The organism is Mesorhizobium sp. M0954, from assembly GCF_040319155.1.
Classification (GTDB): domain Bacteria; phylum Pseudomonadota; class Alphaproteobacteria; order Rhizobiales; family Rhizobiaceae; genus Mesorhizobium.
Genome location: NZ_JAMYNR010000005.1, coordinates 141,001 through 163,723, shown reverse-complemented (window position 1 = coordinate 163,723; position 22,723 = coordinate 141,001). Strand labels below are relative to the sequence as shown.

Sequence of the window (22,723 nt, the reverse complement as noted above, 5' to 3'; positions counted from 1 at the left end):
ATGTCTATGACATCATTCCAGGTCTGCGTGATCATCGCCGCCCGCAATGCGGCGCGGACAATCCCGGCTGCCATTGCATCGGCATTACGCGAGCCTGAGGTTGCGGAGGTTGTCGTCGTCGACGACGCGTCCACCGACGATACCGCGAAAGTCGCCCACGCGGCCGGCGACGGCACGGGCCGTCTTTCCGTCATCCGCTTCGACGCCAATCGCGGCCCATCCTTTGCACGCAACGCCGCGATTGCCGGTTCCAGGTCGCCGTTCATCAGCATTCTGGACGCTGATGATTTCTTTTTCGAAGGCAGGTTTCACAGACTGTTCGCCAGCACCGATTGGGATTTCGCCGCAGACAACATCATGCTTGTCAGGGATGACGCGGCAACCGACGTTTCGAAAATCGTGGCTCCACCGTTCTCGCCCGAGCCGGAATTCCTCGATTTCGAGGGTTTCATCGACGCCAACATCTCCAGGCGCCGTGTGCAACGAGGGGAACTGGGGTTCCTCAAACCCGTGATCAGCCGCGCCTTCCTCGATCGGCATGGGCTGCGCTACGACGAGAAGCTGCGCCTGGGTGAAGACTATGAACTCTATGCGCGCGCGGTTGCCCTTGGCGCGCGCTTCAAGGTCATCAAATCCTGTGGCTACGGCGCGATCGTGCGCGCCGATTCGCTGAGCGGACGGCACAAGACCCAGGACCTGAAGCATCTGGCCGATGCCGACCTGGCACTGCTTGCGATCGACAGTTTGCCGGAGGCATCGAAGGCTGCGCTGAGAAGGCACGAGCGGCACATCCGCGACAAATACCGGTTGCGGAAGTTTTTAGACGTGAAGGCTGAGCGCGGGTTGGCACCGGCCGCGGCCTACGCCTTGGCCGGCTCGTCCAACCTCACAGCCGTCGTCCGCGGCGTTGCCTCCGACAAGCTGGATGCGCTGTTTCGCCGCGCTGGTCTCGCTGCGAAGCGTCAGCATGTGCCGCCGCTGCGCTTCCTCATGGCCGGAACCAGCACGGCCAACGAAAGCTAGGCACGTCAACGTGCGATGGCGGTAGCCACTCCCTTACCCTTCGGTCGGCTCGCACCATTTCAACGAGATTCATGAGTTTACGATCTAGGTGGTTGCCTATGCGCGCAGGGAATGGCAATCTATGTTGCGGTGCAGCAATTTTGGACGGCCAACCGAACTGGCCCGAGACATACCCTGTCGGAGGAGCTGGACGATGCAAGAAATGTCTTTTGAATGTGGACGGGCACTAAGGCCGTTCACCAGCTCGACGATGATGGGGCGCTGACTGCATGGCCTCGATCTTTCGCTTCCGGTCGAGAGATCCGGCGCGCGACACGCAGACCGACACCTCGCGCCTTGATCGGTTGGCAAAGCTGCTGGACCAGATCTCGGCCGAAGTCGAGGCGGAGAAGAGCGGCCTTGAGAACCGCTACAGGACAACGGCTACCAATGCCGCCTTTCTGGTTGAGGCGATGGAGAACGGAACGGTCTCCTCTCGCAGGTCTTCCGAAGTCGGCGAACTGACCAGGTCGATCCTGAATTGCGAGCGGCGCATCGCAGCGCTGTCGCGCCAGATGCAGAAGATGAAGGATCTCCGTCATTCGCTGGATGAAATCTTCGAAGAGAAGCGGCAGAACGGTCCCGACATAAGGACCGATTTTGTGAAGCCCGCCGATTCCGGCACAGGCTGAGCGAACACCCGGGTCGGCGCAATGGTTTTAGGCACAACACGGAGCTTGGGAGCGACAGAGGTCAAGATCAGGTTGTTTCGTCACGGTTCGAACGATCGCTTTGGGGGCGCACAGCACAAGGTGAGTTTGATATGAACGCAGATCTTAAAAGCACGCCCGCCCCGGCAACCCGAGGCACCCCGTTCACGCGCCCGATCCCAGGCAAGCTGCGGCGGCTCCGTTCAGACGGCGCGTTTCTGCTGGTCGTTCTCGGCAGTCTGGTTGCGGGCCTGGTGCCCGCCGGCGCGCAGGATCTCCCAACCGCGCCGTCCTTTGTCGATGATTTCACCAGCCTCAGTCGCGCGCGCTGGTACATTTCCGACGGCTGGACGAACGGCAAGCATCAGAACTGCACCTGGTCCAAAAGCCTGATCGGGCTTTCCGACGGCATGCTGACGCTCGGTTTCGAGAAGCGCAAGCTGAAGGATCGCGAATTCGCCTGCGCCGAGATCCAGACCAAGCAGCGCTTCGGCTACGGCACCTACGAGGCGCGGATGAAGACCGACACGGGCTCTGGCGTCAACGCGGCATTCTTCAGCTTCGTCGGCGATGCCGACAAGCAGCCGCATGATGAAATCGACTTCGAGGTGCTGACCAAGGACACGTCCAAGGTCCAGGTCAATGCCTACATAGCCGGCAAAGGCAAGAACGAGAAACTGGTCGACGTCGCCGGCGGCACCGACAAGGCCTTCAACGACTACGCCTTCGTCTGGGAAAAGGACCGGCTGCGCTGGTACGTCAACGGCAAGCTTGTCCACGAGATCACCGATCCGGCGAAGCTGCCCACCCATTCGCAAAGGATCTATTTCAGCCTGTGGGGCAGCGATACGATGAAGGGCTGGATGGGGCCGTTCTCGGATCCGGGCCGCAAGCTCACCATGCAGGTGGATCGTGTTGCATTCACTGCACTTGGCCAGCCCTGCCAATTCCCCGAATCGCTGGCATGCAAGACAAACTAGAAGCGCATCTGAACCGGCCGGGCCGAAGGTGGTCGGAAAACCGAAGCTCGAACAGGCCCGAAGCCTTGAACAGGGATGAAACCGAATGAATTTGACTGTCTTTGGAATCGGCTATGTCGGTCTTGTACAGGCGGCGGTGCTTGCCGAAGTCGGCCATCAGGTGGTCTGCGTCGACATCGATGCAAAAAAGGTCGAGCGGCTCAACCAGGGTCATGTCCCGATCTTCGAGCCTGGGCTCGAAAACATGGTCAAGGAGAACCATGCCGCCGGCCGCATCAAGTTCACCACCGACGCCGCCGCGGCGATCAAGCATGGCCAGATCCAGATGATCGCCGTCGGCACGCCGCCGGGCGAGGATGGTTCGGCCGACCTCAAATATGTGCTGGCCGTCGCCGAGGCCATCGGTCGTGAGATGGACGAGCCCAAGATCGTCGTCGGCAAGTCGACCGTGCCCGTCGGCACCTGCGAAAGGATAAAGGCCAGGATCGCCGCAACGCTGAAGGCGCGCGGGCGCGAGGATCTGGCTTTCGACGTCGCCTCCAATCCGGAATTCCTCAAGGAAGGGTCCGCTGTGAGCGACTGTATGAAGCCCGACCGGATCATCGTCGGCACCAGCAACGAGGACACCGAGGCGGTGATGCGCGAGCTCTACGCGCCGTTCAACCGCAACCACGAAAAGATGATCGTCATGGATGTGCGCAGTGCCGAGTTCACCAAATACGCGGCCAATTGCATGCTGGCGACCAAGATCAGCTTCATGAATGAAATGGCCAACCTGGCCGAGCAACTGGGCGCCGACATCGAGGAAGTCCGCAAGGGCATCGGCAGCGACCCGCGGATCGGCTACCACTTCATCTATCCGGGCCTCGGCTATGGCGGCTCGTGTTTCCCGAAGGATGTGCGTGCCCTGATCAAGACCGCCGAGGCCGTCAAGTTCGACGCCAAGCTGCTGCGTGCCGTCGAGGAGCGCAACAACCAGCAGAAGTCGGTCCTGTTCGAGAAGGTGGACCGCTATTTCAAGGGCAATCTCAAAGGCAAGACATTTGCGCTGTGGGGCTTGGCCTTCAAACCCAATACCGACGACATGCGCGAGGCCCCGGCCCGCACGCTGATGGAAGCGCTCTGGGCCGCCGGTGCCAATGTCCAGGCCTACGATCCCGAGGCGATGCAGGAATGCCAGGCGATCTACGGGCTCCGCGATGACCTGCAACTGTGCGGCACCAAGGAGGCCGCGTTGCGAGGCGCCGATGCGCTCTTGATCGTGACCGAGTGGAAAAGCTTCAGCGCGCCGTCTTTCGATGCGCTGAAGAACGCGCTGACCACGCCCGTTATCTTCGACGGACGCAATCTCTACGACCCCAAGGTCATTGCCCGCCACGGCATCGAATACCACAGCATCGGCAGAATGGCGGCGTGACGCTAGGGCGGTCCAGCAAGGAGCCAGGTCCATGAAAGTTCTGTTTGCGGGCGGTAACGGCTACACGCCGCAGTTCAGCGGTGGCGTTCAGTCGAGCACGCATCATCTGGTCGAGCAGCTGCGCGAGCACGGTCATGACGCCTCGGTTCTGGCGGCGCTGTTCGGTGACGGCATGTTCGGCTTCAAGGCGCGCGCCAAGATGAAGCTGCTTCGCCAGCGAGCGGTCATCGACAGCTATCCCGGCTATCCGGTCGTGCGGGCATGGTTTCCCTGGGAGGCGGCGCGCTTCGCGGTCGAACGGCTCGATCCCGATGTCGCCGTCGTGCAGTGCCACAAATCGGTGCCGATCGGAAAGGCGCTGCAGGCGCTCGGAATACCGCTGGTGGTCTATCTGCGGAACGTCGAATTCCACGAATTGGCCGGCGACCTGCGCGAATTGCATTCGGCGCTTTATATCGCCAATTCCGAATTCACTGCGCGCACCTATAAGGAAAGGTTCGGCATCGACTCGACCGTGATCCCGCCGACCATCAATCCCGGGCTCTACAGCACGCCGACCACCGGTGAATTCGTCACGCTGATCAATCCTTACAACGAAAAAGGGTTCGAACTCGCCGTGCGCATCGCCGGCCAATGCCCCGAAATTCCGTTCCTGTTCGTCGAAAGCTGGAAGCTCGACGACGACCATCGGGCGCAGATCGAACAGATCATCGCCCCGCTGCGCAACGTCAGGCTGGAAAGCCGCACCAGCGACATGAAGACGGTCTATGGCCGCACCAAGATCCTGCTGGCGCCCAGCAAATGGGAAGAGGCCTGGGGGCGGGTGGCATCCGAGGCCCATTGCAGCGGCATTCCAGTCGTCGGGTCCCGTCGCGGCGGCCTGCCGGAAGCGATTGGCGCCGGCGGCGTGGTGCTCGACCATGACGCACCGCTCGACAACTGGGTCGCCGCGGTCAGGCGACTATGGAGCGACAAGGCCGAGTACGACCGTCTGTCGGCGGCGGCGCAGCTGTTTTCGGAGCGGCCGCAAATGAACCCCGACAGCCAGTTCGCGACTTTTCTCGGCGTTCTCGACCGCGCCAGGCAAGGCGCGCTGGAGCGTGCCGCCTGATGTATTTCGTCCAAAGCCATGCATGTCGCCTAAAAGCCGGCTCTCGCGCCTGACCAGGGTGGGAGCTGCCTTGGGACAACGACACGCACAACACCAGACGCTTGAGGCGCCTCGCACGGCGGCGACGGGCGTCATCCCTCATCCGCGCGAGCAGATCGCCGACCGGCCTCGAAAGATCGTCCATTCGATGAAGATTTGCTTCGTAGTTGATAAGTTCCCCTCTTTGTCGGAGACCTTCGTCCTCGACCAGATAGAAGGGTGCCTCGAGCGCGGCATGCAAGTCGGCGTCGTCTGCAACGAGACGTCCTTCGGCAAGGACAGCAACATAGACGATCGCCGCTGGCAGGCTCTCCCTGGCAAGGTCGTCTGCTGGTGGGGCGGGCTGGGGCGCTTTCGCCCGACGCTCAGGAGATGGTCGGGCAGGTTCTGGGATAAGCTCTCGACCGCTGTCGACATCGCTTTTGCGCGCAAGTTGCAGAACGCCGATGTGATCGTCGCGCATTTCGGCAATAACGGCATGCGCGTCGCCCGCGCCATGAAACGAGGCCGGATTTCCGCTCCGCTGGTGACCATATTCCACGGCCGCGATGTCGGCGAACCGCTGCATGACAACACGCTCACGCGCTACAAGGTTGTCTTCGACAAGGGCGTTCTCCAGCTCCCGGTGAACGCGTTTTTCCGCGATGCCCTGATCGGCGTCGGCGCACCCCCGGCGCAAGTCATGGTTCACCATATGGGCGTGCGGCCCGGTGAGATCGGCTACCATTGGCGTTCCTGGGACCGGGACACGCTGTCCTTCATCTCGGTCTGCCGGCTGACCGAAAAGAAGGGCATCGAATTCGCCCTTCGGGCGCTCGCCAGCCTGCCGCGGCGCGACTGGGTCTATTCGGTGATTGGCGGCGGCGAATTGCTGGACGACTTGAAGAAGCTCGCCGCAAATCTCGGCATTGCCGACCGGGTGACTTTCCTCGGGCCGCGTCCGCATGCCGAGGTCAAGCAGCGCCTGCGCAATGCCCACGTATTCCTGCTGCCTAGCGTAGCCGCGCGAGACGGCGATCTCGAGGGTATTCCGGTGGCGCTGATGGAAGCTATGGCCGCCGGGCTGATCGTCGTCAGCACCTATCACTCGGGCATCCCCGAACTGATCGAGGATCAGGAGACAGGCTTCCTCGCACCGGAGCGAGACGTTGCGGCGTTGGCCCGCAAGCTTGTCTGGGTGGCAGAGAACCCGGACAAATGCGAGCGCATCGCATATGCGGCGCGCCGCAAGATCGAGCAGGATTTCAACGCGGACGTACTCAACGAACGTTTTGCGCAGATCGTTGCTCAACTGGCCGAAGCCAGGCAGCCGGCATGAACGCCAACCCGCCCCCCCAGTTCGGTCGCGTCGCCCTGCGCGGCGGCATGGTGACGATCGGCGCGCAAGGCTTCAAGATGGCGATCCAGTTTCTCTCGGTCATCGTGCTTGCCCGTCTGCTCGTGCCCGAGGATTTCGGCCTAGTGGCTTCCGTCGGGCCGATCGTGGCCTTTGTCGGGCTGCTTCAAAATCTTGGCCTGCAACAGGCTGTGGTCCAGCGCAAGGATATCAGCACCGAGCAGCTCAACCAGGTATTCTGGATCAGTGCGCTGGTGGGGATGGGCAGTGCCGTGGTGGTTGCATGCCTGGCGCCCGCCATCGCTGCTTTCTATGGCGATCAACGCATGGTCGGGATCACCCTCGGCTCTGCCTTGCCGCTGCTGCTTGGCAGCCTCGCCGCGGTGCCGCTGGCGCTGATGAACCGTCACTTGCGCTTTGGCCAACTCGCGCTGAACGACGTGATAACCGCCGCTGCCGGACTTGCGACTACCGCAATCGCCGCCTATGCGGGGCTGGGCTACTGGTCGCTGGTCATTGGCCCGGCGGTTTCGGCTGTTGTCGCGCTGGCCGCGGCATGGCAGGTGGCGCGCTGGACGCCGTCGCGGCCGGACCTGAAGGTCGATACCGACATATTGTCCTTCGGCGCCAATCTGACCGGCTTCAATCTGGCCAACTTCTTCTCGCGCAATCTCGACAACATCCTGATCGGAAAATATTCGGGCGCGATCGAGCTCGGCTATTATGACCGCGCCTACAAGCTCCTGCTGTTTCCGCTGCAGAATATCAACCAGCCGCTGACACGCGTGATGGTGCCGCTGCTGAGTCGCATCCATGAGGACAAGGCGCGGTTTCGCGACATCTATGTGCGAACCAATTGGATGCTGGCGGCCATCACTATGCCCGGCATCGCGGCGCTGACGCTGACGTCGGACCAGGTCGTCGGGCTTCTCTTCGGCGAGCGCTGGACGGCGGTGGCGCCGATCTTCGCCTGGCTGGGCATCGCCAGCCTGATCCAGTCCGTCTCGAGCACCACCGGCTGGATCTTCATCTGCCAGGGCAAGACCAAGACCATGTTCCACTGGGGCATCTACTCGTCGCTGACGACGGTCGCCGCCTTCATCATCGGCCTGCACTGGGGCGCCGTCGGTGTCGCGGCGGCCTACGCGATCAGCGGTTATGTGCTGCGCGTCCCGGTACTTGCCGTTCTTGTCCACCGGGTCGGCCCGGTGACCGCAGCCGACTTCCTGGTCATGCAGGGACTATTCATCGCGTCGTCGCTGCTTGCCTGGTCCGTGTACCGCGAGTTGCCGGCATCGCTGACCAGCCAGTCAGACCTGCTCGCGGTGGTCCTGGCGGGTGCCCTCAATTATTCGATCGGCCTGGTCCTCATGCTCGCCCTTCGCCAGTCGCGCAGCGCCCTGTTCACCACGCTTTCCAGCGCCATGCGCAACGCCCGCTAGGCCGGCAATCACCGGCCTCAAAAGCTCACCTGCCGACATCGCGGACGCATGCTCCTCAAGCACTGCCTGAAGGCTCGTCCTGCGATAGAGGTCGAGATTGGCGGTAAGTCTGCCGAGCTTCGCGCTCGCTTCCTCGGGCGTCACCGTGTCGATGTCGAGCAGCAGGTCGGCGACGCCGATCCGCTTGGCAAGTTCCTTGGTCTTGAATTCATAGGCAATCGGCAGCACCGGCGTGCCGACGCAGAGCGACATGATCATCATGTGCATGCGCGTTGCGACGACGAAGTCGAAGCCTTTCACCAGCGCCATCAGTTGCTCCGGCGTGTGGAACGAAGCGTCCACGCTGACATGCTTGGCGATCTCCGGATCGAGTTCGGCAACGATAGCCCGCGCCGTCTTGGAATCATCATGGGCGTATTCCGGCACGCCCTGGCAGGTGGAGACGAAGGTGACCTCCTTGGCGTGGTCCCTGACCAGGATGGTCGCGATCGCGCGGATCGAGTCGATGTAGCGGCGCATGCCGCCCTCGCCGTCGCTGACATAGTTCCAGTGACGGACGGAAATGGCGACGCGGCCGGTGACGGTCGCCGACTGGCAGGAGGCCAGAATTTTTCCGATCCTGTCAGTATCGGCCAGGGCAAAGACGGCGTCGGCCACGACGTGGCATTTGCCGGGGTCTTTCACCATGTCCACAATGTGGCCTCGCGAACGTTCGTCGCGCAGCAGGATGAGCGGGCTCCGGTCGAAGATCGGGCTCAACTCCTGGCGATTGTAACTTTTGTTGAACGGGCCGAGCGATTGCGTGAAGAAGACGGGGTCCTTCCCCAGAATCGCGTCGATCCGGAATTGATTGAGTCGCCGTTCCAGATTGTAAGTCTCGACAAGATAGGTTCCGCCTGTCGTGACCACGAGGTCGGCGTCTTTGTAGATCTCGAGACCACGGCGATTGCTTGAGTTGAACAAACGCCCGAGAACGCCGCGGATGCCGAACCGCCGCAGGGCATTGAGGACGAGCCGATTGTAGATCGGCTTGAACAGGTTCTTCAGCCCGCTGCCGTATTTGTAGCGGAACAGCGATTCCGACAGCAGCTTGTGGAATTCGAGATCAGGATACTCTTTCTTCGTGTAGAGCCTCGCCGCCACCTCCGGCTGGCTGTCGAAGACATAGAACTGGATATCGTCTTGCACGATCGTCTTGAAAACATGGCGGATCGCCAGGAGAATCGCTGCATCCCCGGTATTCAGGCAGACGGTGTTTTCAACCGCGATCTTCATGGAATGACCTCATTTCGTGAGTAGTCCCGTGCTTCCATCGACGGGTGCGAAGGGGCGGATTGCAGGCGGGTTGGCCGAAAATGCTGCACGCCAAGGATGGTCCTCGCGTCGTGATTATTGGCGCGCAGCCCGATGGCAGGCCAACGCGCGGTCCATGTGGCCCAAGCAGAGCGAGATTAACCCATCGATTTTGCAGTGCAACAAAAAACGGGGATCTTTGCTACGCTGCAACCAAAAATGTTGCGATGCAGCAAGAGCTGTACTAGCATTGTCGCGGGCGGGCCAACAGCGGTCGAGTTTTCATGCTGCATGTCTTGTACTTGGTACACGACGTCTCCGACCCGGCAGTGCGCCGGCGGATCATAATGCTCAAGGCAGGCGGCGCCCAGGTTACGCTGGCGGGCTTTCGTCGTACGGCAAGCGCAGTTGCTGATGTCGAGGGCTTGCAGCCGATCGATCTCGGCCCGACTCGTGATGGCCGATTCGCCCAACGTCTGGCCGCGATCATGAAGGCAGTTGTCTCGACCGGCTCGAAGCTGGGCTCAATGCCACGGCCCGACCTCATTGTCGCGCGCAATCTGGAAATGCTGGCGCTTGCCCGCCGCGCCAGATCGGCTTTCCAGGCAACGGTGCCGATCGTCTACGAGTGCCTGGATATCCATCGCCTGCTGCTTCGCGACGATCCGCTGGGATGGGCGATGCGCGGCGCAGAACGCTTCCTGGCTAGGGATGTGAAGCTTCTGGTGACCAGCTCTCCGGCCTTCATCGCCAACTATTTCAAGCCGTTCGGGCAGATTGCCGCCCCAGTCGAACTGCTCGAAAACAAGTATTTCGAGCCAGCCGCGGCCTCGCTGGATGACCGCGCGGCGCCGGAGAACCCCGTAGCGCCGCCTTGGCGGATCGGCTGGTTCGGGGCGCTCCGCTGCCGCCGTTCCCTGGAGCTTCTGGCCGAATTTTCGCGCCGCCTCGACGGCCGCTTTGAAATCGTCCTCAGGGGCCGCCCGGCGCTGTCCGAATTTCCCGATTTCCACGGTTTCGTCGAATCGGAACCCTGGCTCTCGTTTGGCGGGCCCTACCGCAATCCCGAGGATATGGCGGCGATCTACCGCGAGGTCCACTTTTCCTGGGCCATCGACTTTTTTGAGCAGGGCCTGAACTCCGAATGGCTGCTGCCCAACCGGCTCTATGAGGGCTGCCGCTTCGGAGCCGTGCCGATTTCGATGGGAGCCACCGAAACCGGCCGGTTCCTCGACCGGCAAGGCATAGGGGTTCTTTTGCCAGAAGCCACGCCCGAGGCGCTCGAAGTCGCCGTCGGCACGATGGAGCAGCATCGGTTCGGGACATTGAGGGCGCGTGTTCTCGCCCGCAATCCGCGCACCTGGAGCTACGACCGCGCCGATTGTCGGGCGCTCGTCGAAAAGCTCCGCGGGCTGACTGCGGCTCCCGGTCCATATGCTGCCGAAGCATTGGCATAGAAGGACTGCCGATGACGCAAACCGAAATTCCATCCTGCACGATCGTGGTTCCGTGCCTGAACGAGGCGGCCCATATCGGCGCGTTGCTTCGAGAGCTCCGCCCTGCGGCCGAGAGGCTGGGCGCCGTGATCATCGTTGCCGATGGCGGCAGCACGGACGGCACCAGGACGATCGTCGCGGACATCGCCGCAAAAGATCAGCGGGTGATCCTGCTGCACAATGAAAAGCGCTTGCAGAGCGCGGCAATCAATCTCGCCGTCGCCAGGTTCGGGGAAGGCGTCGACTATCTCATTCGCATCGACGCGCATGGCGGCTATCCCGCGGATTATTGCGACCGGCTGGTCGAAGAAGCGCAGGCCACCGGTGCGGATTCGGTCGTCGTCTCGATGCTGACCAGTGGCAGCGGCATGGTTCAGAAAGCAGCGGCAGCGGCGCAGAACTCCAGGCTCGGCACCGGCGGTTCCAAGCACCGGCATCTTTCGGCGGGGGAATGGGTCGATCATGGCCACCACGCACTGATACGGATATCGGCGTTCACCGCGGTCGGCGGCTATGACGAAACCTTCAGCCACAATGAGGATGCCGAACTCGACTATCGGCTCCGCCAGGCCGGCTACCGCATCTGGATGACCGGCAAGACGCAAATGGTCTACTACCCGCGCTCCTCGCTGAAGGGCCTCTATTTTCAATATCTCGGCTATGGCCGTGGCCGGGCGAAGAACGTTCTCAAGCACCGCATGATCCCGAAGATCCGGCAGATGGTGCCGCTTCTGGTGTTCCCCGTGGTTCTTCTCGCCGCCTTTTCCTTCGTCCACTGGCTGGCGGCCGTGCCGCTTTTGCTATGGGCGTCGGTCTGCCTCGGCTACGGCTTTTGGACCGCCGTCAGCCAGCGCAAAGCCGACATTGCGCTGGCCGGGGTCTCGGCAATGGTCATGCATTTCGGCTGGTCGGTCGGTTTCTGGCTGCAACTGCTCGCACCGCGACCGCAGCGCGGGGTAGCGTGATGGACCCGGTCAGGAAAAATCGAAGCATCGATATCTGCGTCTGCACATTTCGCCGGCCGGAGCTTGCCGACACGCTTCGCTCCATAGCGGCCATGGATATGCCCGCGGGATTCGACGTCGGTGTTATCATCGCGGACAACGACGATACGCCGACGGCCGAACAGATGGTGACGACGCTGGCTGCGGAGTTGAAGCTGCCAATGACCTACCGGCACGCCCCGGCCCGCAACATCTCGATCGCGCGCAACGCTTGCCTCGATGCCAGTGCGGCGGATTTCGTCGCCTTTATCGACGATGACGAGACGGCCACCGCTGGCTGGCTTGCCGAACTGGTGGCGACGGCGGAAGCAACAGGTGCTGCGACGGTGCTTGGGCCGGTGCAAGCCCGTTACCTGCCGGATGCGCCCGCCTGGATGCGCAAAGGCGATTTCCACTCGACCTTGCCGGTCTGGGTGAGCGGCGAAATCCGCACCGGCTACACCTGCAACGTCCTGCTCAGGATTGGCGCTGAGAGCCTGCGCGGCCGGCGCTTCAGCCTGGCGCGTGGCCAGACCGGCGGCGAAGATACGGAATTCTTCGACCAGATGGTCAAGGCCGGCGGCCGCATCGCCTTTTCGCCGGAGGCTTGGGTCGACGAAGCGGTGCCACCTGCCAGGGCGGCATTCGACTGGCTCGGCCGCCGCCGGTTCCGCGTTGGGCAGACGCATGGTCATCTTCTGGGGCGCAACGCACACGGCCTTGCCCGGCTCAAGCAGGTCGGCATTGCCGCGGCAAAGGCCGCCTACAGTTTCCTGTCGGCAATTCCGGTCGCCATCGACCCCGTACGTCGGAACCGCAGCGTGCTTCGCGGCATTATGCATGTCGGCGTCGTCAGCGGCCTCGTCGGGGTTCGTGAAATCCGCCAATACGGCCTGTCTTCGCCGCAGCAAGGGGGCAAGCGTGCAGCCTGACGTGAGCTTCGTGATTGCCGCCTACAATGCCGAGGCGACCATCGATCGGGCGATTGCCAGCGCCGTCGCCCAGCGCAATATCAGCGTCGAGGTCATCGTCGTCGACGACAAGTCGCGCGACCGGACGCTCGACCTGGCGAGATCCTACCCCGAAGACATCGTACGCGTTGTCGCGCTTGAGCAAAACCGTGGCCCCGGCGGCGCCAGGAATGCCGGCCTTGAGCTTGCCCGCGGCAGGTGGGTCGCGGTCCTAGATTCGGACGACGCGGTCTATCCCGGGCGAATCTGCACCATGATCGAGCGCGCGGAGAAAGCGGGCGCCGAGATCGCGGTCGATAATCTGCAGGTCGTTCGCGAGGATGGCGTTGCCGAAGAGACGATGTTCCCGGCCGACTATCTGGAAGGCCTCGGTTCAATCTCGCTGGCGGATTTCATCGGCGGTAACGTCCTCTTCGAATCGAGGTTCAATCTCGGCTACCTCAAGCCGATCTTCCAGCGCCGGTTCCTGAACGAGAACGGGCTTCGTTACGATGAAAGCCTGATCATTGGCGAAGACTATATCCTCCTGGCCAGTGCTCTGGCTAAAGGCGGCAAATGCGTCGTCGAGCCGACGACGGGCTATATCTACCACATTCGCACCGGTTCCATCTCCCGGGTGCTCGAACTTCATCACGTCGAGGCGATGCGCAGGGCCGATGCCACCTTCGCCGCGACCCATTCCATGGATGCTGCGGCCGAGGCGGCGTTCGCCAGGCGCGCTCGCAGCCTGCGCCGGGCGGCATCATTCCTGTCGCTGGTCCAGCACATCAAGGCGCGGTCCCCGCTCAAGGCGATATGGACGGCGCTCAGCGATCCGGCGGCGGTTCGGCATATGAGCATGCCGATCGCCGTCCGGCTGCGAAGGGTAGCGGCACAGTTTGCCGTGGTGGCGGGGAGGTGAAGGGCTGCAGGTGAATGAAGACAGTTTCGCCGCCTGCGACAGGGTTGAAATCGATCTCCTCAGAAGGAACATGCAATGAAAAAAGTCAGGAAGGCAGTCATACCGGTGGCGGGGCTCGGAACGCGGTTCCTGCCGGCGACCAAGTCCATGCCGAAGGAAATGCTGCCGGTGGTCGACAGGCCTGTCGTGCAATATGCGGTTGACGAGGCGTTCGAGGCCGGCATCGAGCACATCGTCTTCGTCACCGGCCGCAACAAGGCGGTGATCGAGGACTATTTCGACCTGCATCCTGAACTGATCGGAACCCTGGAGCAGAGCGGCAAGAAGGCGCAACTCGAATCGCTTGAAAGCCTGCTTCCCGTCGCCGGCGCGACGAGCTTCATCCGCCAGCAGTCGCCGCAAGGCCTCGGCCATGCCGTCTGGTGCGCGCGCGAAGTCATCGGTGACGAGCCCTTCGCATTGCTTTTGCCGGACATGGTGTCCTTCGGCGGGCGTGGCTGTCTCGCCGAAGTCGCTGATCTTTACGCACGGACTGGCGCAAACGTCATCGCCGTCGAGCGTTGCGATCCGACCGAGACCAGCAAATACGGCATTGTCGGGCGCGGCGCTGATGTCGGCACGGGCTTCGAGGTAACGGCCATGGTCGAAAAGCCGGCTCCTGCCAACGCGCCGTCGAACTTCTACATCAACGGCCGCTACATCCTGCAGCCCGAGATATTCTCGTTGCTTGCCAGCCAGCAACGCGGCGCCGGAAACGAGATCCAGCTGACCGACGCAATGGTGCGTCTCGCACAGACCCAGGCCTTCTTCGCCCAGCCTTTCGACGGCCGCATGTTCGACTGCGGTTCGAAGGAGGGGTTCATCCAGGCCAATATCGCTTTCGCGCTGGCGCGGGAGGACATGAAGGGCCCGATCTTCGAGATGCTGCAGGAATTCGTCCGGTCGCATCAGCGTCGGGAAGAAGCCGCATAATGTCCATTTTTTCGAGGCATTGTGGGTGCGGCTGATGACGCAGGACAGGCCGTTGCGCCGCGCGTAACGCGCACTGTCCGGCGCAAGGTTTGCACCCTATGTCCCGACCTTCGAGGCGGTAGCGCCTGCAAACTAGAATTGGACCGAAGATGAACTATGCCAATTTTCCTGTCGACAAGAGGACGCCATTGCCGGCTTCTAATGCGGCAAACGCCGAAGACTTCATCGACATCGAGCGCCTGCTTGGCATGGCCGCGCGGCAGGCGAAAGTGGTTGCCGCCTGCGCCGTCATCGGTCTCTTTCTCGGCGTGCTCTATTTGCAGACGACGCCTCCTACCTATGTGGCGACGAGCAGCGTGCTGATCGACGAAGGATTGAACAAGGTCGTCGACGACATTTCGGCGGCGTCGGTCAGCATGCAGACCGACTCCGCCGTTCTGAGCCAGATCGAAATACTACAGTCGGCCAGGCTGGCTGGGGTGGTCGTCGACAAGCTGAAGCTCGATCAGAACGACGCTTTCATGAACCCTCCGACGTCGGCCCTGTCGAAGGTTGCTGGCTTTGTGCGCGGTATCGTCCAGTCTGTCCGCCCCAAGCGCGCCGCTAGCACAACCGATGTCACTCAGCTTGATGCTGCGACGCGTGACGCGATCACCGCATCCTCATCGCCCCGTGACTACGCAATCTTCAAACTGCAGACCCAACTCGATGCCGAGCGGATCGGCCGGAGCTTTGTCATCAGCATCTCCTTCCAGGCGACGGATCCGGCGCTTGCGACCGCCATCACCAAGGCCTATGCCGATGCCTATCTAGCCGATCAACTCGATGCCAGCTTCGACGCGACCGAGCGGGCGGCGGTCTGGCTGCAAGGCCGGCTGACCGAGCTTCGTGAGAGCTCCCAGGCGGCTGCACTGGCGGTCGAAAAGTTCAGGGCCGAACACGGATTGGCCGTCAATGACGGCCAGCTGATCAGCGACAAGCAATTGTCCGATCTCAACACCCAGCTGATCGTCGCGCAGGCCGATACAGCACGTGCCGGCGCCCGCTATCAGCAGTACAAGTCGATCGTCGAAAGCGGCTCGGACAACGCGTTCAAGGACGCTGCGATATCGAACGATCAGCCGAGCAGCTCGGTCATCACGACGCTGAAGAACCGCTATCTCACCGTATCCAAGCGACAGCAGGATGTCGAAGCCAATTTCGGCCCGCAACATCCGCAGGCCGTCGCGCTCGCCAAGGAGAAGGCCGACATATCGGCGCAGATTTTCGGCGAGCTGAAGCAACTGACCGAAAGCTACCGCAACGAATACGAGGTCGCTCTGGCGCGCGAAACCGCGCTCCGCGCAAATGTCGCCTTGGCGGCTGGCAAGAGCTCCATCGACAACCAGTCGCAGGTCAAGCTGCGTGAGCTGGACCAAAAGGCGACGGCGCTGTCGACGCTCTACCAGACGTTCCTGAACCGCTATGAGGAGGCCGCCCAGCAGCAATCCTTCCCGGTCGGCAAGATCCGGGTCATCTCGGACGCGACGATGCCGCAGTCGGCCGCAACCCCCCGCACAGCCATCGTGCTGGGGCTTTCGCTGGCGCTTGGCATGATGCTGGGGGCAGGGGTTGGTGGCCTGAATGAATTCAGGGAACGCTTCTTCAGGACCGGCGAGGATGTCCGCGACCGTGTCGGCCTCAAATTCCTCGGCTACCTGCCGGTCATCGGCAAGGCTGGCAAGGATGACCAGCGCAATGGCGGTCAGCCTGACGTCAAAGTCGTTGAATCCAAGACCGCCAAGTCCTCCAAATCCCAGCCCTCCAAAACATTGTCGGCAGCCGAAAAACGTGCGCGGATGCGGGTAACCGTCGATGCCCCGGCATCGATGTTCTCCGAGACGCTGCGCAACGCCAAGATCGCCTTCGACGTCGTGCTGGAGGGCCAGGGCAGCCGGGTCATCGGCGTGGTCTCGGTGCTTCCCGGCGAGGGCAAGTCGACGGTGGCGGCCAATCTTGCCGGGCTGCTTGCCGTCAACGGATCGAAAACGCTGCTGATCGATGGCGACCTGCGCAATCCCGGCCTCAGCCGCAGCCTCGGTATGGAGGCCGAGCAGGGCCTGATGGAAGCTGTGGTGAGCGGGCAGACATGGCAATCGGTCGGCAAGATCGACCGGCAGACCAAGCTGGCTATCATTCCGGCCGTCCTGCGTGGCCAGTTTTCGCATACCAGCGAGCTTCTGTCTTCAGTCGGCATGCGGCGTTTCATCGATAACGCCAAGGAAACCTTCGAATACATCATCGTCGATCTGCCGCCGCTCGGGCCTGTCGTCGACGCCAAGGCCTTCGCTCCGCTTGTCGACGGCTTCGTGCTGGTCACCGAGTGGGGACGCACGCCGCGTGCGATGGTGCAATCCATGCTCAGCTCGGAGCCCTACATCGCCAAGAAGATCATTGGCGCGGTGCTGAACAAGGTCGAACTGAAGAAGCTGGCCAAATATGGCGCGATCGGCGGCTCGGAAAAATTCTTCGACAAATATTCGAGCTACTATCTGGAAAAATCGGAAGCGCGCACCAAGGCAGCCGCCTGAGCGACGACATCGCGCTCAGGAAAATATCAACCTGGCGCGGTTGTCGACGATCCTGAGGGCGGTCAGCTGGCCGGTTTGGAAGGCGCCGGTGTCTATGCCAAGCCGGCGTCCCTCGAGCTTCGGAGTGTCGACCGGCGTATGTCCGTGCACGACATAGCGGTCGAGAAGATGCGCAGCGTCGAAGAAGTCCGAACGGATATTCAGCAGGTCGTCCTCGTCCTGCGCGGCGAGGTCGATGCCGGGCCTGATGCCGGCATGGACGAACACGAATTTCGCCGAACAGACCATGACCGGCAGCGCGCGCATGAAGCTAATGTGGTCGGCTGGAATGACTTCCCGAATGCGCTTGTCGACCTCCTCGCTTGACCCATAGAGATCGGCCATGCGCGACGGGTCGACGCCGTAGGAAAACAGCGTTTGCAGGCCGCCTATCGCCAGCCACGACTCTCTCGAAATGATCCCGTCGACGTAGTTCAGCATCACGACTTCGTGGTTGCCGGCAAGGCAGATGCGCTGGAAATCACGGAGCGGTGGCGCCAGCAGATGATCGAGCACACGCGCCGACTGGGGTCCACGATCGACATAGTCGCCAAGCATGATTATGAGCTTGCGCCCTTCGAAGGGCGCCGAATCGAGCACGATCTTCTGCTCCAGGGCGCGGAGTTCCTTGTAGCAGCCATGCACGTCGCCGATCGCATAGACGACTGCGCCCCGCATATCGATCTCCAGCCGCTGGCGTGCCGCGGCCTGGGGCTTTCTCGATCGCTGGAACAGGGTCACGTATGGCGTCTCGCATGGCTGTGGGTGCGTCTCGATTCCGAAACAACATGACGACACCGCGCGTGGATACCACGTCCGGCGCCGGTCGTTCCATACCGGAGCTTCGGACGCAACTCGGCTTCGGCGCCCATTACAGGCCGATGCCGCGGCGGTTCAGCGCGGCGGTGATCTCGTCGAGGATGGCCGGGTCGTCGATCGTTGCCGGCATGGCCCATTCCTCCTTGTCGGCGATCTTCTGCATGGTGCCGCGCAGGATCTTGCCGGAGCGCGTCTTCGGCAGGCGCTTGATCGTCACCACCGTCTTGAAGGCAGCGACCGGGCCGATCCGTTCGCGCACCAGGGTGACAACCTCGTTTTCGATGATGCCGGCGTCGCGGTCGACGCCGGCATTCAGCACGACGAAGCCGAGTGGAACCTGGCCTTTCATAGCATCGGCAATACCGACGACGGCGCATTCGGCGACGTCGGGATGCGCGGCCAGAACCTCCTCCATGGCGCCGGTCGATAGCCGGTGACCGGCGACATTGATGATGTCGTCGGTGCGAGCCATGACATAGAGATAGCCGTCCTCGTCCATCATGCCGGCATCCGCGGTTTTGTAGAAGCCGGGGAACTCGTCGAGATAGGCTTGGCGAAACCGCTCGTCGGCATTCCACAGCGTCGGCAGGCAGCCGGGGGGCAACGGCAATTTCACCACGACATTGCCAAGCGCACCACGCTTGACCTCATGGCCGGCATCGTCGAGCACGCGGATGTCGTAGCCGGGCATCGGCACGCCGGGCGAGCCGTATTTGACCGGCAGCAGGCCCAATCCAGCGGGATTGATGGTCATCGGCGAGCCGGTCTCGGTCTGCCACCAATGGTCGATCACCGGCACGGTCAATTTCTGCTCCGCCCATTTGATGGTTTCCGGATCGGCGCGCTCGCCGGCCAGGAACAGCGTCCGGAATTTGGACAGGTCGTATTTCGGGACGAATTCGCCCTTCGGGTCCTGTCCTTTGATGGCGCGAAAGGCGGTTGGCGCGGTGAACAGCGCGACGACGCCATGCTCGGCGATCACACGCCAATAGGTGCCGGCATCGGGCGTGCCGACCGGCTTGCCCTCGAACAGGATCGTTGTGCAGCCATGCAGCAGCGGGCCGTAGACGATATAGGAATGGCCGACCACCCAGCCGACATCGGAAGCCGCCCAGAACACTTCGCCCGGTTTGACGCCGAACTCGTTTTCCATCGACCATTTCAGCGCGACCATATGGCCGCCATTGTCGCGCACGATTCCCTTCGGCTGGCCGGTCGTGCCCGACGTGTAGATGATGTAGAGCGGATCGGTGGCAAGCACCGGAACACAGTCGACATTGGCACCCGCGGCCCGCTCGCGCGCCACGGCGTCGGCATAGTCGATATCGTGGTTTTCCCTGAGTTCGCAGCGCAGTTGGTCGCGCTGCAGGATAAGGCAGCTTTCCGGCTTGTGCCGCGACATCTCGATCGCCTTGTCGAGCAGCGGCTTATAGGCAACGACGCGCCCTGGCTCCAGGCCGCAGGAAGCAGAGATGATCAGCTTCGGCTTGGCGTCATCGATGCGGGTGGCGAGCTCATGCGAGGCAAAGCCGCCGAAGACCACCGAATGCACGGCGCCGATCCGCGCACAGGCAAGCATGGCGAAGGCTGCTTCCGGTACCATCGGCATGTAGATGATGACGCGATCGCCTTTTTGGATGCCACGATTCTTGAGCACCGAGGTCAGCGCGACCACCTCGCGCTTCAACTCGGCATACGTGAATCTCCTGATTGTGCCCGAAATCGCGCTGTCATGGATCAACGCGATCTGGTCGGCACGGCCGCCCGCCACATGACGATCGACGGCATTGAAGCAGGTGTTGCACGAGGCGCCAATGAACCACCTGCCATAGACGCCGGCATTGGCGTCGAACACCGTCTCGAAGGGCGAGAACCAGTCGATTGCGCTCGCGGCATCGGCCCAGAATTTTTCCGAGTCGCGTTTCCAGTCGTCATAGACCTCGTGGTAGCGTGACGCCATCCAGCTTCCTCCCCAGGAATGTTTGCTGTCCTTGAAATAGCGTATGCTGGTTTGTGTAACCATGTATTTGTGCGTTTCGTTTGCCGTCGTTCTAACTTGGCCGCAAGTGCGGGTCATGGTGGTCTGGGGGCCGGTATCGTTCGAATTTTCGGCATTAGGGGCAGGGCGCGATGAAATTGCGATATGAGCTTGGGTTTGCCGCGGTTGCGACGCTGGCGGTGGTGCTCGCTTCAGCTGCTCAGGCAGGCGACGCGGCGGCTCGGCGCGTCATCGGCTTTTCGCCAGACGGCAACTACTTCGCCTTCGAACAGTACGGCACGCTCGATGCCGGTGCTTCGGATTCGGGCTGGTCGGAGATCGACATCATCGACACGCGGACCGATGAGTTCGTCGGCGGCAAGCCGATCGTCATCGCCGACGAGACGGAGGATTCGACATTGACGCTTGCGCAGGCGAGGGCACAGGCCGCCGAACTGGCGGCGCCCTTGCTGGCCAAATATGCCATCGCGCCGCGCGGCGAGCGGACTGCCTTGGACAGGTTCACCTTTCCCGACGACATGGTCGCCTACAATGACATTGCGCGCCTCGAGCAGGTTTCGCAAAAATGGCTTTCGCCGGCCTATGACGAGCTTGGCACCATCCAGCTCGAGCAGATCCGTGCCGACAGCACGGCGGATTGTTCAGCGAGTTTCGACGCGACGCTGCAAGGCGAAACGACCGGCAAGGCGCTCGGCTTTCGCCTGACGCTGCAGGGTCAGGACGGCAAGCCGATCAAGCTGCTGCATGAGGACAAGGCGGTGCCCGGTTCGAGGAATTGCCCGACTTCCTACAGCCTGTCGGAATCTTACGCATTCACCCCGGATGGAAAACCGGGCGTGCTTGCGGTGCTCGTGCAGCGCTTCAGCCAGGGATTTGAAGGGCGCGACCGCCGTTTCATCGCCGTGACTGGCCAGGCGCACTGAGGCAACGCGCTGAGACGTAGTCCGCTACCCGAGTTTGTTGTCCCTAAAGCGGGAGGGCAGCGAGCATAAGTCCGACCCCGCCGACGATCAGCAAGGCGGCTGCCAGCACCTTTCCATGGCGCTCGAAACCCGTCGGCGCCCGATCCCAATTGTAACGCATGCTCGAACTCCCCAAACCCGCAGATTCTTTATCTTACGCAGGGTGAGGAGGGCAACTGTCTGGCGATGCGCGGCGTTGCCGATACCGGTCTTGTCACCGACTATTTCTGGGGCATTCTCCGCCGCTACATGCCCCAGCGCAGCGCGGCCGTATGTACCGGTGCATCCCACCAAACAGCCGCCTCGTCGTCGAGCATGCTCAGCGTGATCGAACAGCCGGCCATATCGAGCGAGGTCACATAGGACCCGACCAGCGACCGGATCACCGTCACGCCGTGCTTCTCGAAGATTTTGCGGGCGCTGTTGTACATCAGATAAAGCTCCATCAACGGTGTGCCGCCAAAGCCGTTGACGAAGAGTAGCGCCTGGCCTCTGGCACCGTCGCCCAGGTCACCCAGGATTGCGGTACAGATCTCCTCGGCGATAGCATCGGCGCTTTTCAATGTGTCGCGCCGCCTCCCAGGCTCGCCGTGGATGCCGACCCCGAACTCCATCTCGCCGTCGCCGATATCGAAGGTCGGCTTGCCCGCCGCCGGCACGGTGCAACTGGTCAGCGCCACGCCCATCGAGCGCGTCGCGCCGTTGACGCGCTCGCCGAGCGCCTTCAACGGCTCCAGTGCCATGCCTTGTTCGGCCGCCGCGCCGACGATTTTCTCGACCACCAGCGTGCCGGCGACGCCGCGCCGGCCGGTGGTGTAGGACGATTTTTCGACCGCAACGTCGTCATTGGTCACGATTTGCATCACGCCTTCCGACATTTCAGCGGCCATGTCGAAATTCATCACGTCGCCCTCGTAGTTCTTGACGATGAACAGGCAGCCGGCGCCCGTATTGACGACTTCGGCCGCCGCCATCATCTGGTCAGGCGTTGGCGAGGTGAATACCTGGCCGGGGCAGGCCGCATCCAGCATGCCGTGCCCGACGAACCCGCCATGTAGCGGCTCGTGACCCGAGCCACCGCCGGAGATCAGCGCCACCTTGCCCGGTGTGAGCAGCTTGCGGCGGACAAATTTGTGTTCCTCGCCAAGCGCCAGGATATCGGCATGCGCGGCAACGAAGCCGTCGAGGCTCTCGGTCAGCACCGTATCGACCGAATTCAAAAATTTCTTCATGGCCGTCCTCCCGAAATAGCCCAGCGTCAGCTGCCCTTGCCGGCGATGCTGGTGATCTTCTGGATGAAATCGTTGACCGCCCGGTCGAGCGCCGCGTTCTGCTTGTCGTCGCCGAAATCGGGAACGATCAGCGAGACATGGCGTGTCTTGCGCAAGCCTGCGGCCAGCGACATCTTTCCCGGATGCGCCCGATGGTAGGCCTCAAGGAAATGATCGCGTTCGGCCGGGCTGAAATGGCAGACGGAGAAGATAGCCGGCAAATGCTTCGACGGGATCGGCGTCGAATAGGCCGGGCTGGAAATCTGCGTGACGAAGCTGCGATGCTTGCCCAGCGCATCAGCGAGGCGCTGGCGCATGCCGGACGGGCGCTGGTCGATCACCTGCGACAGGATCGTCTTGTAGGCGCGGATCGCCTCTTCGGGGCCGGATTGCGACGCCTTGTCTGCCAT

18 protein-coding genes and 1 pseudogene are annotated in these 22,723 nt (G+C 62.2%); 14 read left to right on the top strand and 5 right to left on the bottom strand.

The annotated features are described in order from the left end of the window. The 7 genes from NKH93_RS09200 (at position 1) to NKH93_RS09170 (ending at position 8,037) form a co-directional block, all read left to right on the top strand. Positions 1-1,023: a glycosyltransferase family 2 protein gene (locus NKH93_RS09200; RefSeq protein ID WP_352469920.1), complete on the top strand. Its 1,023-nt coding sequence runs from the start codon at positions 1-3 to the stop codon at positions 1,021-1,023. A gap of 269 nt (positions 1,024-1,292) precedes the next feature. Further along, complete coding sequence (locus NKH93_RS09195) at positions 1,293-1,694, top strand: hypothetical protein (protein ID WP_352469921.1); 402 nt, start codon at positions 1,293-1,295, stop codon at positions 1,692-1,694. A 131-nt stretch (positions 1,695-1,825) separates the two neighbouring features. Continuing rightward, positions 1,826-2,692 (top strand): endo-1,3-1,4-beta-glycanase ExoK, encoded by an 867-nt coding sequence (exoK, locus tag NKH93_RS09190; protein WP_352969973.1) that lies wholly within the window; start codon positions 1,826-1,828, stop codon positions 2,690-2,692. Between the two features lie 85 nt (positions 2,693-2,777). Then, positions 2,778-4,109, top strand: a complete 1,332-nt coding sequence (locus tag NKH93_RS09185) for a UDP-glucose dehydrogenase family protein (RefSeq protein ID WP_352448451.1) — start codon at positions 2,778-2,780, stop codon at positions 4,107-4,109. 31 nt (positions 4,110-4,140) lie between these two features. After that, positions 4,141-5,220: a glycosyltransferase gene (locus tag NKH93_RS09180; RefSeq protein WP_352969971.1), complete on the top strand. Its 1,080-nt coding sequence runs from the start codon at positions 4,141-4,143 to the stop codon at positions 5,218-5,220. A gap of 70 nt (positions 5,221-5,290) precedes the next feature. Next, positions 5,291-6,577 (top strand): glycosyltransferase, encoded by a 1,287-nt coding sequence (locus tag NKH93_RS09175; RefSeq protein WP_352969969.1) that lies wholly within the window; start codon positions 5,291-5,293, stop codon positions 6,575-6,577. Next, entirely contained in the window at positions 6,574-8,037 is a 1,464-nt protein-coding gene (locus NKH93_RS09170; protein WP_352969966.1) for a lipopolysaccharide biosynthesis protein, read from the top strand. The genes NKH93_RS09175 and NKH93_RS09170 overlap by 4 nt, the downstream gene beginning before the upstream one ends. Positions 8,038-8,259: 222 nt before the next feature. Here the strand turns inward: NKH93_RS09170 and NKH93_RS09165 are convergent. Beyond that, positions 8,260-9,312, bottom strand: a pseudogene (locus NKH93_RS09165) (polysaccharide pyruvyl transferase family protein); the annotation flags it as partial. Between the two features lie 302 nt (positions 9,313-9,614). On the opposite strand from NKH93_RS09165, the gene NKH93_RS09160 reads away from it, so the two are divergent. From NKH93_RS09160 to NKH93_RS09135, 6 genes are all read left to right on the top strand, one after another. Further along, the gene (locus NKH93_RS09160) at positions 9,615-10,787 is read left to right on the top strand and encodes a glycosyltransferase family protein (RefSeq protein ID WP_352540408.1); all 1,173 of its coding nucleotides are present in this window, start codon (positions 9,615-9,617) and stop codon (positions 10,785-10,787) included. An 11-nt stretch (positions 10,788-10,798) separates the two neighbouring features. Then, positions 10,799-11,791, top strand: a complete 993-nt coding sequence (locus NKH93_RS09155) for a glycosyltransferase family 2 protein (protein WP_352969964.1) — start codon at positions 10,799-10,801, stop codon at positions 11,789-11,791. Then, entirely contained in the window at positions 11,791-12,741 is a 951-nt protein-coding gene (locus tag NKH93_RS09150) for a glycosyltransferase family 2 protein (protein WP_352681433.1), read from the top strand. Before NKH93_RS09155 ends, NKH93_RS09150 begins: the two co-directional genes overlap by 1 nt. Further along, on the top strand, positions 12,731-13,681 hold the full coding sequence (locus tag NKH93_RS09145; RefSeq protein ID WP_352681431.1) for a glycosyltransferase family 2 protein: 951 nt from the start codon (positions 12,731-12,733) through the stop codon (positions 13,679-13,681). The genes NKH93_RS09150 and NKH93_RS09145 overlap by 11 nt, the downstream gene beginning before the upstream one ends. Positions 13,682-13,756: 75 nt before the next feature. Next, positions 13,757-14,653, top strand: coding sequence for a UTP--glucose-1-phosphate uridylyltransferase (locus NKH93_RS09140; protein ID WP_352540412.1), 897 nt, complete (start codon positions 13,757-13,759; stop codon positions 14,651-14,653). A 149-nt stretch (positions 14,654-14,802) separates the two neighbouring features. Continuing rightward, positions 14,803-17,223 carry a polysaccharide biosynthesis tyrosine autokinase gene (locus NKH93_RS09135; RefSeq protein WP_352969962.1) on the top strand — a complete coding sequence of 807 codons (2,421 nt, stop codon included), beginning with the start codon at positions 14,803-14,805 and terminating at the stop codon, positions 17,221-17,223. Between the two features lie 15 nt (positions 17,224-17,238). Here NKH93_RS09135 and NKH93_RS09130 read toward each other — a convergent pair whose 3' ends face one another. After that, entirely contained in the window at positions 17,239-17,940 is a 702-nt protein-coding gene (locus NKH93_RS09130; protein WP_352469933.1) for a metallophosphoesterase family protein, read from the bottom strand. Between the two features lie 193 nt (positions 17,941-18,133). Then, positions 18,134-20,041: a propionyl-CoA synthetase gene (locus tag NKH93_RS09125; RefSeq protein WP_352969957.1), complete on the bottom strand. Its 1,908-nt coding sequence runs from the start codon at positions 20,039-20,041 to the stop codon at positions 18,134-18,136. 170 nt (positions 20,042-20,211) lie between these two features. On the opposite strand from NKH93_RS09125, the gene NKH93_RS09120 reads away from it, so the two are divergent. Next, positions 20,212-21,003 carry a DUF2259 domain-containing protein gene (locus NKH93_RS09120; RefSeq protein ID WP_352454688.1) on the top strand — a complete coding sequence of 264 codons (792 nt, stop codon included), beginning with the start codon at positions 20,212-20,214 and terminating at the stop codon, positions 21,001-21,003. 284 nt (positions 21,004-21,287) lie between these two features. Here the strand turns inward: NKH93_RS09120 and dhaK are convergent, their stop codons facing one another. Both dhaK and NKH93_RS09110 read right to left on the bottom strand, forming a co-directional pair. Next, positions 21,288-22,274, bottom strand: a complete 987-nt coding sequence (dhaK, locus tag NKH93_RS09115; RefSeq protein ID WP_352681425.1) for a dihydroxyacetone kinase subunit DhaK — start codon at positions 22,272-22,274, stop codon at positions 21,288-21,290. Between the two features lie 26 nt (positions 22,275-22,300). Next, a complete protein-coding gene (locus NKH93_RS09110; protein WP_023676327.1) occupies positions 22,301-22,723 on the bottom strand; it encodes a hypothetical protein in 423 nt (140 codons plus the stop codon).

What these genes read in the sequence shown, in the direction of transcription:
- NKH93_RS09200 (WP_352469920.1), top strand. Translation starts at nt 1, where the DNA reads ATGTCTATGACATCATTCCAGGTCTGCGTGATCATCGCCGCCCGCAAT.
- NKH93_RS09195 (WP_352469921.1), top strand. Translation starts at nt 1,293, where the DNA reads ATGGCCTCGATCTTTCGCTTCCGGTCGAGAGATCCGGCGCGCGACACG.
- exoK (WP_352969973.1), top strand. Translation starts at nt 1,826, where the DNA reads ATGAACGCAGATCTTAAAAGCACGCCCGCCCCGGCAACCCGAGGCACC.
- NKH93_RS09185 (WP_352448451.1), top strand. Translation starts at nt 2,778, where the DNA reads ATGAATTTGACTGTCTTTGGAATCGGCTATGTCGGTCTTGTACAGGCG.
- NKH93_RS09180 (WP_352969971.1), top strand. Translation starts at nt 4,141, where the DNA reads ATGAAAGTTCTGTTTGCGGGCGGTAACGGCTACACGCCGCAGTTCAGC.
- NKH93_RS09170 (WP_352969966.1), top strand. Translation starts at nt 6,574, where the DNA reads ATGAACGCCAACCCGCCCCCCCAGTTCGGTCGCGTCGCCCTGCGCGGC.
- NKH93_RS09160 (WP_352540408.1), top strand. Translation starts at nt 9,615, where the DNA reads ATGCTGCATGTCTTGTACTTGGTACACGACGTCTCCGACCCGGCAGTG.
- NKH93_RS09155 (WP_352969964.1), top strand. Translation starts at nt 10,799, where the DNA reads ATGACGCAAACCGAAATTCCATCCTGCACGATCGTGGTTCCGTGCCTG.
- NKH93_RS09150 (WP_352681433.1), top strand. Translation starts at nt 11,791, where the DNA reads ATGGACCCGGTCAGGAAAAATCGAAGCATCGATATCTGCGTCTGCACA.
- NKH93_RS09140 (WP_352540412.1), top strand. Translation starts at nt 13,757, where the DNA reads ATGAAAAAAGTCAGGAAGGCAGTCATACCGGTGGCGGGGCTCGGAACG.
- NKH93_RS09135 (WP_352969962.1), top strand. Translation starts at nt 14,803, where the DNA reads ATGAACTATGCCAATTTTCCTGTCGACAAGAGGACGCCATTGCCGGCT.
- NKH93_RS09130 (WP_352469933.1), bottom strand. Translation starts at nt 17,940, where the DNA reads ATGCGGGGCGCAGTCGTCTATGCGATCGGCGACGTGCATGGCTGCTAC.
- NKH93_RS09125 (WP_352969957.1), bottom strand. Translation starts at nt 20,041, where the DNA reads ATGGCGTCACGCTACCACGAGGTCTATGACGACTGGAAACGCGACTCG.
- NKH93_RS09120 (WP_352454688.1), top strand. Translation starts at nt 20,212, where the DNA reads ATGAAATTGCGATATGAGCTTGGGTTTGCCGCGGTTGCGACGCTGGCG.
- dhaK (WP_352681425.1), bottom strand. Translation starts at nt 22,274, where the DNA reads ATGAAGAAATTTTTGAATTCGGTCGATACGGTGCTGACCGAGAGCCTC.
- NKH93_RS09110 (WP_023676327.1), bottom strand. Translation starts at nt 22,723, where the DNA reads ATGGCAGACAAGGCGTCGCAATCCGGCCCCGAAGAGGCGATCCGCGCC.